General features: G+C 68.7%; 14 protein-coding genes and 1 pseudogene. 8 read left to right on the top strand and 7 right to left on the bottom strand.

The window, feature by feature from the left end; genetic code table 11:
* The first annotated feature begins 180 nt into the window (after positions 1 to 180).
* Entirely contained in the window at positions 181 to 945 is a 765-nt protein-coding gene (locus JL100_RS33165) for a hypothetical protein (RefSeq protein ID WP_202684717.1), read from the top strand.
* Between the two features lie 22 nt (positions 946 to 967).
* Here the strand turns inward: JL100_RS33165 and ppc are convergent, their stop codons facing one another.
* Positions 968 to 3,760, bottom strand: a complete 2,793-nt coding sequence (gene ppc, locus JL100_RS33160; RefSeq protein ID WP_202684718.1) for a phosphoenolpyruvate carboxylase — start codon at positions 3,758 to 3,760, stop codon at positions 968 to 970.
* 170 nt (positions 3,761 to 3,930) lie between these two features.
* On the opposite strand from ppc, the gene JL100_RS33155 reads away from it, so the two are divergent.
* Positions 3,931 to 4,884: an aminotransferase class IV gene (locus tag JL100_RS33155; RefSeq protein WP_202684719.1), complete on the top strand. Its 954-nt coding sequence runs from the start codon at positions 3,931 to 3,933 to the stop codon at positions 4,882 to 4,884.
* Positions 4,885 to 4,918: 34 nt separating this feature from the next.
* The gene (locus JL100_RS33150) at positions 4,919 to 6,160 is read left to right on the top strand and encodes a dienelactone hydrolase family protein (RefSeq protein WP_202684720.1); all 1,242 of its coding nucleotides are present in this window, start codon (positions 4,919 to 4,921) and stop codon (positions 6,158 to 6,160) included.
* A gap of 12 nt (positions 6,161 to 6,172) precedes the next feature.
* On the opposite strand, the gene JL100_RS33145 is transcribed toward JL100_RS33150, so the two are convergent.
* Entirely contained in the window at positions 6,173 to 6,334 is a 162-nt protein-coding gene (locus tag JL100_RS33145) for a hypothetical protein (RefSeq protein ID WP_202684721.1), read from the bottom strand.
* A 168-nt stretch (positions 6,335 to 6,502) separates the two neighbouring features.
* Here JL100_RS33145 and JL100_RS33140 point away from each other — a divergent pair, with 168 nt between their 5' ends.
* Positions 6,503 to 7,573, top strand: coding sequence for an extracellular catalytic domain type 1 short-chain-length polyhydroxyalkanoate depolymerase (locus JL100_RS33140; protein WP_202684722.1), 1,071 nt, complete (start codon positions 6,503 to 6,505; stop codon positions 7,571 to 7,573).
* Positions 7,574 to 7,601: 28 nt separating this feature from the next.
* Here JL100_RS33140 and JL100_RS33135 read toward each other — a convergent pair whose 3' ends face one another.
* The 3 genes from JL100_RS33135 to JL100_RS33125 all read right to left on the bottom strand — a co-directional run bounded on the left by JL100_RS33135 (position 7,602) and on the right by JL100_RS33125 (position 10,081).
* Positions 7,602 to 8,012 carry a hypothetical protein gene (locus JL100_RS33135; RefSeq protein WP_202684723.1) on the bottom strand — a complete coding sequence of 137 codons (411 nt, stop codon included), beginning with the start codon at positions 8,010 to 8,012 and terminating at the stop codon, positions 7,602 to 7,604.
* Entirely contained in the window at positions 8,002 to 8,922 is a 921-nt protein-coding gene (locus JL100_RS33130) for a helix-turn-helix domain-containing protein (RefSeq protein WP_202684724.1), read from the bottom strand. Before JL100_RS33130 ends, JL100_RS33135 begins: the two co-directional genes overlap by 11 nt.
* A 259-nt stretch (positions 8,923 to 9,181) precedes the next feature.
* Positions 9,182 to 10,081, bottom strand: coding sequence for a replication initiator protein A (locus JL100_RS33125; RefSeq protein ID WP_202684725.1), 900 nt, complete (start codon positions 10,079 to 10,081; stop codon positions 9,182 to 9,184).
* A gap of 507 nt (positions 10,082 to 10,588) precedes the next feature.
* Between JL100_RS33125 and JL100_RS33120 the strand changes: the two genes are divergently transcribed.
* Entirely contained in the window at positions 10,589 to 10,888 is a 300-nt protein-coding gene (locus JL100_RS33120) for a hypothetical protein (RefSeq protein ID WP_202684726.1), read from the top strand.
* Between the two features lie 40 nt (positions 10,889 to 10,928).
* Here JL100_RS33120 and JL100_RS33115 read toward each other — a convergent pair whose 3' ends face one another.
* Complete coding sequence (locus JL100_RS33115) at positions 10,929 to 11,495, bottom strand: vitamin K epoxide reductase family protein (protein WP_202684727.1); 567 nt, start codon at positions 11,493 to 11,495, stop codon at positions 10,929 to 10,931.
* A gap of 197 nt (positions 11,496 to 11,692) precedes the next feature.
* On the opposite strand from JL100_RS33115, the pseudogene rpoZ reads away from it, so the two are divergent.
* Together rpoZ and JL100_RS33105 are read left to right on the top strand one after the other, a co-directional pair.
* Positions 11,693 to 12,013: pseudogene (rpoZ, locus tag JL100_RS36965) on the top strand (DNA-directed RNA polymerase subunit omega); the annotation flags it as partial.
* 287 nt (positions 12,014 to 12,300) lie between these two features.
* Positions 12,301 to 13,077, top strand: a complete 777-nt coding sequence (locus JL100_RS33105; protein ID WP_202684729.1) for an O-methyltransferase — start codon at positions 12,301 to 12,303, stop codon at positions 13,075 to 13,077.
* A 6-nt stretch (positions 13,078 to 13,083) separates the two neighbouring features.
* Here the strand turns inward: JL100_RS33105 and JL100_RS33100 are convergent, their stop codons facing one another.
* Positions 13,084 to 13,557, bottom strand: a complete 474-nt coding sequence (locus JL100_RS33100) for a methyltransferase family protein (protein WP_202684730.1) — start codon at positions 13,555 to 13,557, stop codon at positions 13,084 to 13,086.
* 213 nt (positions 13,558 to 13,770) lie between these two features.
* On the opposite strand from JL100_RS33100, the gene JL100_RS33095 reads away from it, so the two are divergent.
* Positions 13,771 to 14,634 (top strand): YsnF/AvaK domain-containing protein, encoded by an 864-nt coding sequence (locus JL100_RS33095; protein ID WP_202684731.1) that lies wholly within the window; start codon positions 13,771 to 13,773, stop codon positions 14,632 to 14,634.
* Positions 14,635 to 14,724 lie beyond the last annotated feature (90 nt).

Below are 14,724 nucleotides of genomic sequence, written 5' to 3'. Positions count from 1 at the left end.
TTTACGGGTTAGCGCCTTGGCGTCCCTTCCCGGTGAGGGACCCGTCTATTACTTTCGCCTGAAACCGCTTCAACCTGGTGCGCAACAGTGAAACCTTCGAGATTGAACGCCGTAATCAAGGAAAAGCGCCTTCAGCGAACGTTGGGGCGTTTCGGATCGGTCAGGCGGATACAGGGCCTGATGTCCACGCTCTACCAGATCGCAGCGCCCGACCAGGACCATCTGGACCCCCGAGGGCAGGACGGTTCCCTGTTCACGACGATGGACGTCGAGCAGGTCGCCCTGCGGATCAAGCGGGACGGGCTTGCCCTCGGGCTCCGGCTGCCGGACGACCTCCGCGACGCCCTGGCCGAGTTCGGCACCACCACCCCGGTCAAGCCGTGGGGCGCCAGCGAAGGGATGCCGCTGGAAGCGGTCGCGGGGGGCAGGCTGCCGACCGGCGAGCCGGTCGCCGTCGCCGAGACGGTCGACCTGGACCGGTGCGAAGCGGTCCGGAGGATCACCCACGACCCGAAGCTCCTGCTGCTGGGCAAGCGGGTCCTGGGATTCAACCCGCAAGGGATCGAGGCATCGCTGCGCTGGTCGTTCCCGACCAACCTGCCGCCCACCCAGCACAAGGACATCGACCTGGCGAGCCGCTGGCATTACGACGTGATCGGCAAGAACTCGGTTTCGCTGTTCTTCTACATCCTCAAGGGGGACGACGACCTGGACGGGGCGCACGCGACGATCCTGGGGTCGCACCGCAGGAAGAAGGTGTCGATGCTGTTCCGGCCCAGCACGACGATCAGCGAGGCCGAGCTGATGAGCTATTACGGACCCGGCCAGGTGGTGGTCGCCACCGGCGAGCCGGGCGACGGCTTCGCCGAGGACCCCAACACCTTCCACCGCGCCATGCAGCCGATCTCCTCGGCGCGCCTCGTCCTGCTGATCCGCTACACCTGAGCCGTCCTCCCCGCCGCCGCCGCTACCCGCTGTTGCGCAGTCCGGCGGCGATTCCGTTGATCGTCAGCTGGATGCCGCGCAGGACGTACTCCTCCTCGCTCCGGCCGCGGTGGCGGCGCAGCAGCTCGACCTGGACGTGGTTCAGCGGGTCCAGGTAGGGGAAGCGGTTGCGGATGGAGCGGGCCAGCAGGGGATTGTCCTGGAGCAGGCTGTCCTGCCCGGTGATCGTCAGGAGGGCGTCGATCGAGGCCTGCCATTCCGCCCGGATGCGCTCGAACACGGTGCGGCGCAGGTCCGGGTCGGTGACCAGCTCGGCATAGCGGGACGCGATCGCGATGTTGCTCTTGGCCAGCACCATGTCCATGTTCGACAGCAGGGTCTGGAAGAATGGCCAGTCCCGGTGCATCGCCCGCAGCATGGCCATGCCGCCCTCCGGTCCCTCGCCGGGATGGGCGGCGAGCCAGGCCTGCACAGCCGACCCGAATCCGTACCAGCCCGGCAGCATCAGCCGGCACTGGGCCCAGCTGAACACCCAGGGAATCGCGCGCAGGTCCTCGATGCTGCGGGTCTTCTTCCGGGACGAGGGCCGGCTGCCGATGTTCAGGCTGGCGATCTCGGTGATCACCGTCGATTCCCAGAAATAGTCCTCGAAGCCCCGGGTCCCGTAGACAAGGTCGCGATAGGCGTCGAAGGCGTGGCCCGACAGCTCCTCCATCGCGGCCAGGTACTCGTCGCGGGGGGCGGCGGCGTCGGGGTGGAGCAGCGTCGCCTCCAGCGTGGCGGCGGCCAGGGTCTCCAGGTTGCGGCGGCCGACCTCGGCGTTGGAATATTTGCCGGAGATCGTCTCGCCCTGCTCGGTGATCCGGATCTGCCCCTGCACGGCGCCGCCCGGCTGGGCCAGGATCGCCTGGTAGCTGGGGCCGCCGCCGCGTCCGACCGACCCGCCCCGGCCGTGGAACAGGCGCAGCCGGACGCCGTGCCGGCGGAACACCTCGACCAGCCCGATCTCCGCCTTGTACAGCTCCCAGCCCGACGTCACGAACCCGCCGTCCTTGTTGCTGTCGGAATATCCCAGCATCACCTCCTGCTCCAGGCCCCGGCTTTCCAGCAGGCTCCGATACGCCGGCAGCGACAGCAGCCGGTCCATGATCCGGGTGGAATTGCGCAGGTCCCCGATGGTCTCGAACAGCGGGATGATGTTGACGTCCAGCGCGCCGTCGAGCGGCCGGAGCAGCCCGACCTCCTTCAGCAGGAGCGCCACCTCCAGCATGTCCGAGACGCCGTCCGCCTTGGAGATGATGCAGTTGGGCATCGACGCGGCGCCGTATCTCCGGTGCGCGTCGGCCGCCATGCGCAGGATCGCCAGCTCGCCGGCCGTCTCCTCCGAATAGCCGACGAAGGGGGAAGCCAGGGGCCGCGCGGTCTTCAGCTCCTCCAGCAACAGGGCGATGCGCGCCTCCTCGTCCAGGCCGGCATAGCCGGTGCCCGGCGCCGCGGCCTCCAGCAGTTCGGCGACCGTGCGCTCATGCACGTCGGAGTTCTGGCGCAGGTCCAGGCTGGCGAGGTGGAAGCCGAACACCGCGACCGCGTAGCGGAGCTGGCGCAGCCGCCCGCGGGCCAGCACCTCCGACCCGTTGTCCATCAGGGAGTCGTGGATGACGTCCAGTTCGCCCTTCAGCTCCGAGGCGTCGGCATAGGGCGGCGCGTCGCCGACCGCGTGGCGCAGAACCTCGGCCTGCCCCAGCGCCCGCGCTGTCGCAGCCAGTCGGGCATAGATGCCGGTCAGGGCGCGGCGGTAGGGCTCGTCCTGGCGGTTCGGCGAGCGGTCCGGCGACCGGTCCGCCAAGTCGCGGAGCGCGTCGGAGAAGGTGACGTTGCGCCTGTTCAGCGACAGCTCCCCGCCCAGCGCATGGATTTCGTCCAGGTAGAAGGCGAGCGCCCGGGTGCTTTGCAGCCGCATGGTCCGGGCGACCACGTCGGCGGTCACGAAGGGATTGCCGTCCCGGTCGCCGCCGATCCAGCTTCCCATCCGCAGGAAGGGCGGCACCTCGGAGGGTTTCCGGCCGGGATGCGGCGCCCTCAGGCGATCCTCGAGCTGGGCGTAGAAGCGCGGCAGTTCGCGCAGGAAAGTGTGGTCGTAGAAGGAGACGCCATTCTGGACCTCGTCTATCACCGTGCGCTTGGTCCAGCGCAGCAGGCTGGTCTGCCACAAGGTCAGCACGGCGCGGCGCATGGCCTCGTCGCAGACCGCGGTTTCCTCCGGCGTCATCCGGCCCCGCTCCCGCTCCGCCAGGAGCTGCGCCAGATCCATCTCCCGGTTCAGCGAGCTTTTGCGGCGCACCTCGGTGGGGTGGGCGGTCAGCACCGGGCAGACCAGCGCCTCCTTGAAGAAGGCTTCCAGCCGCTCGGACCCGATCCCGGCCTCTTCCGCGCGGGCCAGTGCATGGCCGATGGTGCCGGGCCGTGGCGCCGACCCGGCCAGGTCATGGGCGCGCGTGCGGCGGATATGGTGCTGGTCCTCGGCGATGTTGGAGAGGTGGGAGAAATAGCTGAAGGCGCGGATGATCCGCGTGGTCTGGCGCGGCGTCATGCCGTTCAGCAGGTCCTCCAGCTCCCGCCGGGCCGCCTGGTCCTGGTCGCGGTGGAACCGGATGGAGGTCTGGCGGACGCCCTCGACCAGGTCGAACACCGCGTCGCCTTCCTGCGACCGGATCGTGTCGCCCAGGATGCGCCCGAGCAGACGGATATCGTCGCGGAGCGGAAAGTCCTTCTCGGGCACCTCGGCCTGCCCAGTGGTATGGTTGATCTCCCGCATGATCGACGCCTCCCCTTGCTTCCCGGATTGCCGGGAGGGAGTCTACCCGGCGACAATCCGCCGCACCATCCCCTCCGTGCTGCAATGCGGCATTATTCCGGCCTCGCAAAGGCCGTTGTCACGTCGGCTCGTCCTGCCGCAGGATAGGGGTGCCACGAGAAGGAGCCGAGATGACGGAAGAATCCCCCTCCCCCTACGCCGCCGGTGCGGCCTATGTCGACGGCCGCTACATGCCCGTCGGACAGGCCGCGGTCCCGCTGACCGACTGGGGATACCGCCGCTCGGACGTGACCTACGACGTGGTCGGCGTGTGGGAGGGAGCGTTCTTCCGGCTGGACGACCATGTCAGGCGCTTCCGGGCCTCCATGGACTCGCTCCGCATGACGCCGGCCGAGAGCGACGACGAGATCAAGGAGATCCTGGAGCGGCTCGTCCGCCTGTCCGGCCTGCGGTCGGCCTATGTCGCGATGGACTGCCTGCGCGGGGTCCCGGCGCCGGGAATGCCCCGACATCCCGCCTATGCGCGCAGCTACATCGCCGCCTTCGCGGTGCCGTGGGTCTCGGTCGCGAGCGCCGAGATGTGCGAGCGCGGGCTTCACCTCATGATCGCCGAAACCCGGCGCATTCCGCCGGAATCGGTCGAACCCCGCGTCAAGAACTTCCATTGGGGCGACCTCACCCGCGGCCAGTTCGAGGCGCTTGACAGGGGCGCCGACTTCGCCGTGCTGCTGGACGCCGACGGCAACGTCACCGAGGGCGCCGGCTTCAACATCTTCAGCATCACCGGCGGCCGCGTCGCGACGCCGGACCGGGGGGCGCTGGACGGCATCACGCGGTTGTCCATGATCGAGCTGTGCGCCGAGCTAGGCATCCCGTGCGAGGTCCGGCCCGTCTCCGCCGCCGAACTGCGCGACGCCGACGAGATCTTCGCCTGCACCACGGCCGGCGGCGTCATGCCGGCCTCCCGGATCGACGGCCGGATCATGGGCAACGACCGGCCGGGGCCGATCTCGGTCCTGCTGCGCGACCGCTTCTGGGCCAGACGCGCCGAGGGCTGGCACGCGACGCCGATCGACTATGAAAAAGCCGACCCCGGTATTGGCGTGCCGGCCGCGACCGGGTAGACAAGCCGTTCCACAACGGGAATCGGGGGCGGACATGGGCGGTTTCATCGAGATCGGGGCCGAGGGCGGCGAGCGCTTCCGGGCCTACAAGGCGGTGCCGGCCGCGGGCCATGGCCCGGCCGTCATCCTTTTGCCGGAGATCTTCGGCATCAATGCGCATATCCGGGACGTGGCGGAGTTCTACGCCGAGGAAGGTTACGTGGTGCTGGCGCCCGACCTGTTCTGGCGGCTGGAGCGGGACGTCGAGCTCGGCTACGAGGGCGCCGACCGGGAAAAAGCGCTCGACCTGATGAAACGCTTCGACCTGGACCAGGGGGTGCGCGATATCGGCGCCACCGTCGCCGCCGCCCGCGCGATGCCGGAGGTCGGCGGACCCGACGGCCGGAAGGCGGTCGGGGCGGTGGGCTTCTGCCTGGGCGGCCGCCTGGCTTACCTTGCAGCGGCGCGCTGCGGCGTGGATGCAGCGGTCGGCTATTACGGCGGAGGCATCGAGAAGCTGCTGGACGAGGCGGACCGCATCGCCTGCCCGCTTACCCTGCATTTCGGCGGGGCCGACCGGATCTCCCCGCCCGAGGTGGTCGAAAAGATCCGCGCCACCTTCGCGGGACGGGCCGACGTGGACATCTTCGTCTATCCGCAGGCCGGCCACGCGTTCAACCGCCCCGGGCCGCACTTCGACAAGCCGGCGGCGCTGATGGCGCATTCACGCTCGATCACGATGCTGCGCAACGCGATGGGGCCGCATTACGACCTGTCGGCGCTGTGGGACAAGCATTGCGAATACGAGTTCGCCACCCGCGACGTGGACGCCACCATGTCGACCATGGTGGCCGAGCCCTACGTCAACCATATCCCGACCATGACGGGCGGGTATGGCTACAAGCAGCTTCACCGCTTCTACTCGAACCATTTCGTCCACGGGAACCCGGCCGACACCAAGCTGATCCCGATCTCGCGCACCGTGGGCGCCGATCGCGTGGTGGACGAGATGCTGTTCTGCTTCACCCATGACCGCGAGATCGACTGGATGCTGCCCGGCATCCCGCCGACCGGGAAATATGTCGAGATCCCCCTGATCGCGATCATCAATTTCCGCGGCGACAAGCTCTACAACGAGCACATCTATTGGGACCAGGCGTCCGTCCTGGTGCAGATCGGCGCGCTGAAGCTGGACGGCCTGCCGGTGGCGGGGGTGGAGACGGCGCGCAAGCTGGTCGATCCCGCCCTGCCGTCCAACACGCTGATGGCGCGCTGGACGGAAAGTGACGGGGTTTAGCGAAGTCGGCGGTTACTGGTAGCCGCCTTCCTTGCGTTCCTCCGCGGCTTCCTCCTGAACCTCCTGGTTCACTTGTCCGCCCTTCTGGCTGTCGCCGCCGGTCTTGCCGGCTCCCGGCTTGCCGCCTGCGGGCTGGTCCTTGTCGACGTCGTCGGTCCGGTTCTCATCGGCCATGGCGGCCTCCCGTGTGAATTGGCTGAACGGGCGGTCCGCCGGGAAGGCGGGCCGCGGGAATGCAACACCGGCGGGTCGGGAAAGTCACGGTGCGACCATCGGTACGGCATCCTGTTGAGGGTCGGACTGCTATGGATCGGCCATGACCAGCGGGAAGGGTGCGACACCGTGCTGAGACAGGACGACGGGACGGGGCGGGACGGTGAACTGGGTCGGGAGACCGCCCGCCGCCTCGTCCGCGACGACGATTTCGGACCCAATCCCGGCAATCTGGCCCTGTACAAGTTCGTGCCGGACGGGCTCGCGGCGGGGGCGCCGCTGGTCGTCGTGCTGCACGGCTGCGGCCAGACCGCCGCCGGCTACGACGAGGGCACGGGATGGTCGCTTCTTGCCGAACGCTGGGGCTTCGCGCTCCTCTTTCCCGAACAACAGCGGGAAAACAACCAGGGCGGCTGCTTCAACTGGTTCGAGCCGGACGACATCGAGCGCGATGCCGGCGAGGCCGCGTCGATCCGCGCCATGGTGGAACGGATGCGGCAGGCCCACGGCACCGACCCCTCCAGGACCTTCGTCAGCGGCCTGTCGGCCGGCGGCGCCATGGCGGTGGTCATGCTGGCGACGTATCCCGAGACCTTCGTCGGCGGCGGCGCCATCGCCGGCCTCCCCTACAAGGCGGCGCTCGGCCTGCGCGAGGCGATGGGCGCGATGTTCCGCGGCCGCGCCAAGCCCCCGGCGGAATGGGGCGACCTGGTCCGGCAGGCTTCCGGCCACGAGGGTCCCTGGCCCGTCCTGTCGATCTGGCACGGCACGGCCGACCGCACCGTCGCCGCCATGAATGCCGCCGAGCTGGCGAACCAGTGGGCCCACCTTCACGACGCCCCGGGTCCCGCCAGGGAGGACGAGGTCGCGGGCCAGCGCCATCTGGTCCTGCATGACCGGAACGGACGGGCCGTGGTCGAGCTGTACGAGATCGCCGGCATGGCCCATGGGGCGCCGATCGGTCCGGGAGAGGACGGCGAGCCCTTGGGCATCGCGGGGCCGTTCATCCTGGATGCGGGGCTCTCCTCGACAGTCCGGATCGCGCGATTCTGGGGCCTCGGCCCCCTGCAGGCGGAACCCCGCACCGAAGTGCCCGTCGAAACCGCTCCCCCGGCGCCGGTACCGGCGGAACCGGTCCCCGCCGGCCGGATCGCAAGGTTGTGGGCCAGGCTGAAGCGCGCCGTCTCCCGCGGGAGATAGGGAAACAGGGAAGGCGGGAGGAGCATTGCTACCGGCCCCGCCATCCCGCCCTCGCCCGGCGGCTGCGCGCCTCCTCGTCCCATTGCCGCTTGAGCCGGACCGTCTCCAGCTTCAGCCGCAGGGACTCCAGCCGGTCGAGCCGGGCGCGCCGCTCGTCCAGGTCGGCGGCGATGTGGCGCCGGAAGTCGGCAGGCTCCGGCAGCCGCCGGTAGGAGAACTGCTCCCACACGGCCCGGAACGCCTTGCGCCAAAGGTCGCGCGGCCAGCTTGCCATCACCTCGATGTCCAGTTCGAGGGCGATGTCGTCGGGAAGCGGGAAGCCCCGGCGGGACGCCAGCGTGGTCACGGCCGCGAGCACTTCCGCCGGATCGCCGGGCGCGAGTTCGTCCCTCGCCCGCGCCAGGGCTCCCGGCAAGGCGTCGATCACGTCATCGGGCATGTCCGGCAGATGGATCGCCGGCTCGTCGGCCCAGGAGTCGGTCCAGGCAGGCAGCCGCCCGTTCCCGATTGCGGTCGGCAATGCGCGGGTCCGGTCCCCGGCCGACGGCGTCCTGGGGTTTGCATCGGGTTTCGGAGGGGGAGCGGCGAGCGTCACCACGTTGCCGGACTGCTGCCGTGTCGGTTTCACGCGGGCGGGTTCCATGGGAGTTCTCCTGGTCCGGGGATCGGCGGGTATTCCGGGCGTTGAGCAGCGGCAGGCCGCCCTTCGGTTCGAGCAGCCAGCGCCGCCACGCCGCCGACGGGTCGGCGTAGCGGTAGCCCTTGGCCTGGCAGGACAGGACGAAGCTTTCGGTGAAGGCCAGCACGTCCAGGTCGGGGTGCCGCGCCTTGGCCCAGGCCGCGTCGGCGCCGGTCGGCACCCAGTCCGCGGCGACCGGTCGGACGGTTTCGGAAACCGGCTGCGCCGACAAGCCCGCCCGCGCTTCGTGAGAGTCTGTTGATTCGTCGTGATGACTCGTGTCAGCGGACTCGACAGCGGCGTCAGGATCTTCCGACACCTCGACGGCGTGCGTCCGGATCTCCGGCCGCGCACCGGCCTCGGCTTCCGCCCGGCGGGCCATGCCGTCCTGCAGCCGGTAGCGGCTGGCCCGCTGGCGGCCTTCGATGTACTGGCGGTCGTGCAGGATCAGGCCCTGCGCCTCCAGCTCGGCGATGGCGGCATGGACCCAGGCGCGGGAGCGCTCCAGGTCGGAGGCGATGGTTTCCTGGCGCACCCAGATCCAGCCGACGCGGTCGGCATAGGTCGCGAGTGCGGCATAGACTGCTTTGGCAGCCACGGAGAGGCCGGGCCGGCGCATGACCGACGCGGCAACGGTTCCCCAGCGGCTGCCCACGACGTGAGCGCCCATGATATCCCTGCGGAGTGTTGCGGTCCGCGGCGGGCGCACCTTCCCTGGTGCGAAAAGCCCTGGCAGGCTTTCCGCTTGTCAGAAGGAACCGGACTCGACTACTCTGCAGGTGTCTAGGCTACAGGTAAGCGGATCCGTCCGCCGCTTGTGTTCGGGGGATGGCCCGCCCTGGCAGGCGGGCCTTTCCTTTTTCGCTATGTCATCCCGGTGTCCTCAAGTCAGCGTTTTCAAGTTCCGGACGTCTCCTCGCTCGGGGACCTCACAGTTCGGGATTCCAGAAGGGCAGCGCCGCGAAATCGCTCGGGCGGCCGGACGACCGGCGCCAGAAGATGACGGCCACGTCCTTCAGCGGAATGCGTTCGGAGCCGTCCAGCGGGCCGGCTTCCAGGTGTTTCTGGTTGGCCAGCGCGATGCCGAAATCGGGCAGGCTGTCCGCCTCCAGCAACTGCTTGACCAGGTATTTGAAACCCTTCAGCGGCGTCGAGCCGCCGACATGGGTCTTCAGGGATTCCAGGTTGATCCGGAAACCCTCGTTGCCGCCCATGTGGCTCCGGGCGATCTCGTAGATGCGCCGGGGCAGCGGGGCCAGCTCGAAATAGCGCGAATTGTAGGTCAGCATCATGTCGTCGTGCAGGATGGCCCGGTAGAGCCAGTCGCACAGCTCGACCGTGATCGAGCGCATCGACTTCTTGCCGTCCTTGGTGGTGCGATAGTTGATCTTGGCCTTCGAGATCCAGGAGAACCAGGCGTCCTCGCCCTCCCCCCCGGTCTCGATGTTGGTCTTGATCTGGGTGCCCTGCAGCCGGTCGATGCTCTCCCGGATCTGCTCGTAGGCGGAACCCCCGACCACCTTGCCCGACACGCGGCAGAAGTCGTTGGCGGTGAAGGTGAACTTCTGCGCCGGCCGCTCCCCCTTGTCGATCTTCTCGCGCATCAGGCTCGCGATATAAATGATGAAATCCTTGTCCACGACGTTGGCCATGCCGGAATAGCTCGGCTTGACCTCGATCCGGCGCAGGCCGTCGTCATAGATGATGGGGTCCATCGACTTGCGGCTGGTATCCAGCGCGAAGAAGCCCCAGACCATCATCCGACGGTCATTGCTGACATCCCCGCGCAAGGGGCTGTCGAACAGGCCTAACTGGCGTCCTTCACTCATGGGTCCTCCTCATGGATGCATCATGCCACCGGCGGACCGCCCGTCCAGATGGTGAATGGCCCAGGTCAACCAAACGCCAGATCTTTTTCCCCCAGGTAAACCAAACGCCAACCGGACTCACCGTCGAGTCAGGACGCAGGTAAACCAAACGCCAACCCCGGCCCCCGCGAGGTGAACCAAACGCCAATCCTGACCGGAAGGAGGTCAACCAAAGGCCAATAGGACCCGTGCGAATCGGCTTTGCTGCGGACTGGCCTCCCGGAAACGGGGAAATGAGGCCCGGACTCGGGGCCTGACAGGGCCTGACCGGGCGGCGGCCTTGGCGTTCGGTTGACCATCCGGCCCGGGACCGGGCCGCCGGGGTGGAGGCGTCCTATCCCTCTTGGCGTTGGATTGACCTACGGCCCCGTCCGAACGGCCGGCTTGGCGTTCGGTTGACCAGCTCCCGGGATCGGGGGAAAATCGGGTCCGGGACGGAAACGTCGAGATCACAAGGATAAGGAAACGATGGCACGGACCACGGAACAGGATTTCATCGCGTCGCTCGACCGGGAGCCGGCGCCGGCCGACCTTCCCCCGACGCTGCAGGCGATCCGCCATGGCCTGCGGGGCGAATGGGAACCGGCCCACGGCATCGTCCAGGCACTGGACGGGGCCGATGCCGCCTGGATCCATGCGTGGCTCCATCGGATCGAAGGCGACCTGGACAACGCGGGCTATTGGTACCGGCGCGCCGGACGCCCCACGGTGTCCGGCGGCACCGACGAGGAAGGGCGGCGGATCGCGGCCGAGCTGCTGTCCCGCTGAGCCGGGCCGGCATCCGCCGTCCGTCGGGCTTCTCCCGCGGTTATCCGCGGCGGCGGTCGTTCGCGGCGTCCCCGCCGCCGCCGGCCCGCCCCAGCCCGTGCAGCGCTTCCGCGGCTTCGGGAAGGGACAGCGCCGCCGTCGCGAAGGACGCGACGGTGGCGGTCTGGCAGTAGGCGCAGAGCGCCCGGTTGTCGGCCCATTCCTCCCGCCCCAGCTTGACGGTCACGCCGGCGTCGTAGAGCGCCTTGGCGGCCAGGGCGATCGGCAGCCAAGGGTCGGTCCGGGCGCGGTCCCGTCCGCCGGCACCCGCCAGCAGGGCGGTCACGGCATAGGTCGCCACCATCATCAGGCCGTCCGGTGTCTGCATGCGACGGTAAGCATAGTCCGAGGCATCGACCCTGGCGGAATCGAAGACCCCGACCGGCGGGTCCGGCAGTCGGCGCAGCACGCCGACCTGATACAGGCCGACGATCTGGCCCATGGTCGCCCCCAGATAGGACAGGCCGACGATCCAGCGCCGGCGGCGCAGATGGGGGTCGTTTTCCTCGCGGAGCTGGCGGCTGAGCTGGCGCGGTGACGGCCGGGAGACCGATCGTGCGGATGTCATGAAGCTTCCTTTCTTTCTGCCGGCCTTTCTGCCGGGTGGCGTGTCGCTCTCCTGGTGAACAAGCGGACCCCGCCCCCGTCCCGCCGTGTCCCATCCCGTCGGGCCGGTCACCGCATTAACTGTTACGCCACCGAAACAAATCAGCCTCGGGCATGTTTGTCCTCCCCAGTCGAAACGAACTCCGGAGGATATGAACCATGGCCCGAGTTACGGTCGAAGACTGCGTCACGCGGATCCCGAACCGTTTCGAGCTCGTCATGATCGCCGCCCGCCGGGCGCGCGACGTGGCCGCCGGCGCGGAGCTGGAGATCGACCGCGACGACGACAAGAACACGGTCGTCGCCCTGCGCGAGATCGCCGAGCACGCCGTGCCGCTGGAAGGACTGCGCGAAGCCCTGGTGAAGGGCCACCAGCGCCGGGTCGAGGCGGACGAGCCGGACGAGGACGTGGCCGAGCTGATGGCCGGCGAACAGGCCTGGGTCGACCGCCCCGACGCCGGCGACCGGGACGAGGACGAGATCGCCATGTCCGACCTGGACACCGAGGCCGAGGACCTGGGCGGCGACGACGCCATCGGCGAGGCCCCCATCGGCGAAGAAGACGACGTCCTCAGCCGCATGGACCAGGAACCCGGAGCGGGCTTCGAGGGCGAGGACGGCAACCTTGTCGACCAGAACGTGAACGACCTGGGCAAGGCCTATGGCGGCGACGCGGAAGGCGTCAGCGACGCCCTGGACGATCCCGGCAACCGCTTCTACGACTGACGGCGGCTGTTCATTCCGACCGCTTACTGTATATAAGGCGGATGATTTTCGTCGTTTTATATTCCTTCGTCGCCACCGTCGTGTCCGGCTGGCTCGCTTGGCGCCTGCTCTCCCTGCGGGCGCGCCGGAAGAACCGCTTCGTCTTCGGGCCTTGGCCGGTCCCGATGGTCGCCCTCGGCGATTTCGACCCGGCCTTCAGCGCCACCGAGTTCGGCCCCGGGCTGGGCGGCGAGGTGCATTTCATCAGCCAGGGCGACAAGCCGGCCGTGGGCGGCGTGTCGGACCTGGAAAGCTGGGTCCTGTCGGTCCTGGCCAAGGGCCGCACCCGGATCTTCGAGTTCGGCACCTGTACCGGCAAGACCACCTATCACCTGGCGCGCAACAGCCCGGCCGACGCGCGGATCGTCACGCTGACGCTGCCGCCGGAAGGGCACGAGGCTTACGTGGCGTCGGACAGGGACGATCGGGAGCATGGGGAGATCGCGCTTCGCGAATCCCGCTTCACGGAATTCCTCTATACGGGAACCGAAGCCGCCGCGAAGATAGAGCAGCTCTACGGCGACAGCAAGGCGCTGGATGACGCACCCCATGCCGGCGGCTTCGACCTGATCTTCATCGATGGGTCGCACGCCCATTCCTATGTGGTCAGCGACACGGAGAAGGCGCTCCGGATGCTGAAGCCGGGTGGCATCGTGCTGTGGCACGACTACCGGCCGAAGGTGCCGGGCGTGTTCCGGCACCTGGGCGACTTGTCGAAAAAGCTCCCGCTCGTCCATCTCGCCAGGACCTCGCTGGTGGCCTACCGCAAGCCGGCCTAGGAACATTCACAGCCAGCGGCGGACGCGGCGCCGGTATTCCGGGTAGTCGGCCGGGAACTTGGCGGCGAGGTAGCGTTCCTCCCGGCCGATCACCCCGTACCGGATCACCAGGATCGCGGGGACGAGCATGGCCAGCACCGGGACGCTGTCGAAGCCGAGCGCGATGGCGGTCTGGAGCAGGGCCATGGCGAGGTACATGGGGTTGCGCGTGCGGGCATAGATCCCGCCGGTGACCAGCGCGGTCGCCGGCTTCCACGGCTCCACATGGGTGCCGGCCCGGCTGAACAGCCGGATCGCCGCGGCGGCCAGCGCCAGCGCCGCGACGGCGAGCAGGCCGGCGAGCCCCAGGCGGAACCCGCCGGGCAGGCCGAACCCCAGCGGCGCGATCCAATGGTGAAGCGCGAAGCCGAGGGCGACGGCCCCGGCGAACAGCAGCGGCGGCGGCGCGATCACGCCGGGCTTGTCAGTTCCTGCGCTCATGCGGCGTCCCCTCCCCTTCCAGAAAACGAATTTGCGGAAATCCTGTCATGTCCCGGCGGGAAGGCTCCAGCGCGTTCGTTCAGGTACCGCCATCCCTTATACCCCTGCCGGTCCCCGGAACCTCGCGCGGCGCGCCATGTTTTTGTGCAGTGCGAAGTGGGCGGGGCGGAAGCCGCTCGACGTCAGCTATGGAATGACACAGAGGCGACTCGAATGACCACATCGATCATCGGACTTTTCGAAGACGGCGACATCGCCGGGAACGTGCTCGGCGAGCTTGCCGGAGCTGGTTTCGACAAGGAAGCGATGGAGATCCTGCAGGGCGCGCCCGCGGACGAGATCTCCAGCCGCTTGCTGGAGGCCGGTTACGACGAAAGCCAGGCCCGGCGCTATGCCGATGCGATGCAGAAGGGCGGCGCGATGGTTGTCGCCGAGACCGACGACGACAGGGCCGACGACGCCCTGGCCGTGATGCGCCGCTTCGGAGCGCTGACCCCGGAAGCTCTGGCCGAGCGGCTGGACGCCCGCGACGCCGAGCGGGCCCGGGCGGAAGAGGCCGAGGCGGACGAGGAAGAGGCCGAGGAAGACGAGGAGGCCGACTACGGGGAGGCCGAGACCGCCCAGGTGATCGAGGAGGAACTGGAGGTCGGCAAGGAGCGGACCACCGGCGGCAAGCGCCTGAAGGTGACGGTCAGCGAACGCGAGGTCGAGCAGACGATCAACCTGCGCGGCGAGAGCGTCGAAGTCGAGCGCAGCCGCGTGGACCGCGACCTGACCCCGGATGAGCTGGACCATGCCTTCGAGGAGCGCACCATCGAGATGACCGAGACCCGCGAGCGGCCGGTGGTCGCCAAGCGCGCCCACGTCGTCGAGGAGGTCGTCCTGACCAAGCACAGCAACGAGCACGAGGAGACCGTCAGCGGCACCGTGCGCCGCCAGGACGTGATGGTCGAGGACATGGGCTTCAGCGGCTCGTCGCAAGGGCGGTCCGGTTCGGTCAAGGCGGCGACCGTGCCGGGCAAGCCGGCCAAACCGTCGGGGTCGAAGCCTGCCCGGCCGAAGGTGCGGGAGGCCTGAGACCAAGGGCGGCCCCCCGGGGGTATGTCAGCAAACGTCATGACGGCGGTGGCCCCGGGAGTGCTTCGCTTCTCGTCACTTTTCGTCATG

Origin of the sequence: Skermanella mucosa (genome assembly GCF_016765655.2) — a bacterium.
Taxonomy (GTDB): Bacteria; Pseudomonadota; Alphaproteobacteria; order Azospirillales; family Azospirillaceae; genus Skermanella; species Skermanella mucosa.
The sequence above is the reverse complement of the archived record's forward strand: the minus strand, read 5'-3'. Positions and strand labels throughout refer to the sequence as shown.

Excerpts from the sequence above, each read along its gene's own strand:
- JL100_RS33105 (WP_202684729.1), top strand. The coding sequence starts at position 12,301 with ATGATTTTCGTCGTTTTATATTCCTTCGTCGCCACCGTCGTGTCCGGC.
- JL100_RS33165 (WP_202684717.1), top strand. The coding sequence starts at position 181 with ATGTCCACGCTCTACCAGATCGCAGCGCCCGACCAGGACCATCTGGAC.
- JL100_RS33130 (WP_202684724.1), bottom strand. The coding sequence starts at position 8,922 with ATGGGCGCTCACGTCGTGGGCAGCCGCTGGGGAACCGTTGCCGCGTCG.
- JL100_RS33100 (WP_202684730.1), bottom strand. The coding sequence starts at position 13,557 with ATGAGCGCAGGAACTGACAAGCCCGGCGTGATCGCGCCGCCGCCGCTG.
- JL100_RS33125 (WP_202684725.1), bottom strand. The coding sequence starts at position 10,081 with ATGAGTGAAGGACGCCAGTTAGGCCTGTTCGACAGCCCCTTGCGCGGG.
- JL100_RS33120 (WP_202684726.1), top strand. The coding sequence starts at position 10,589 with ATGGCACGGACCACGGAACAGGATTTCATCGCGTCGCTCGACCGGGAG.
- JL100_RS33095 (WP_202684731.1), top strand. The coding sequence starts at position 13,771 with ATGACCACATCGATCATCGGACTTTTCGAAGACGGCGACATCGCCGGG.
- JL100_RS33155 (WP_202684719.1), top strand. The coding sequence starts at position 3,931 with ATGACGGAAGAATCCCCCTCCCCCTACGCCGCCGGTGCGGCCTATGTC.
- JL100_RS33115 (WP_202684727.1), bottom strand. The coding sequence starts at position 11,495 with ATGACATCCGCACGATCGGTCTCCCGGCCGTCACCGCGCCAGCTCAGC.
- ppc (WP_202684718.1), bottom strand. The coding sequence starts at position 3,760 with ATGCGGGAGATCAACCATACCACTGGGCAGGCCGAGGTGCCCGAGAAG.
- JL100_RS33135 (WP_202684723.1), bottom strand. The coding sequence starts at position 8,012 with ATGCCCGATGACGTGATCGACGCCTTGCCGGGAGCCCTGGCGCGGGCG.
- JL100_RS33150 (WP_202684720.1), top strand. The coding sequence starts at position 4,919 with ATGGGCGGTTTCATCGAGATCGGGGCCGAGGGCGGCGAGCGCTTCCGG.
- JL100_RS33145 (WP_202684721.1), bottom strand. The coding sequence starts at position 6,334 with ATGGCCGATGAGAACCGGACCGACGACGTCGACAAGGACCAGCCCGCA.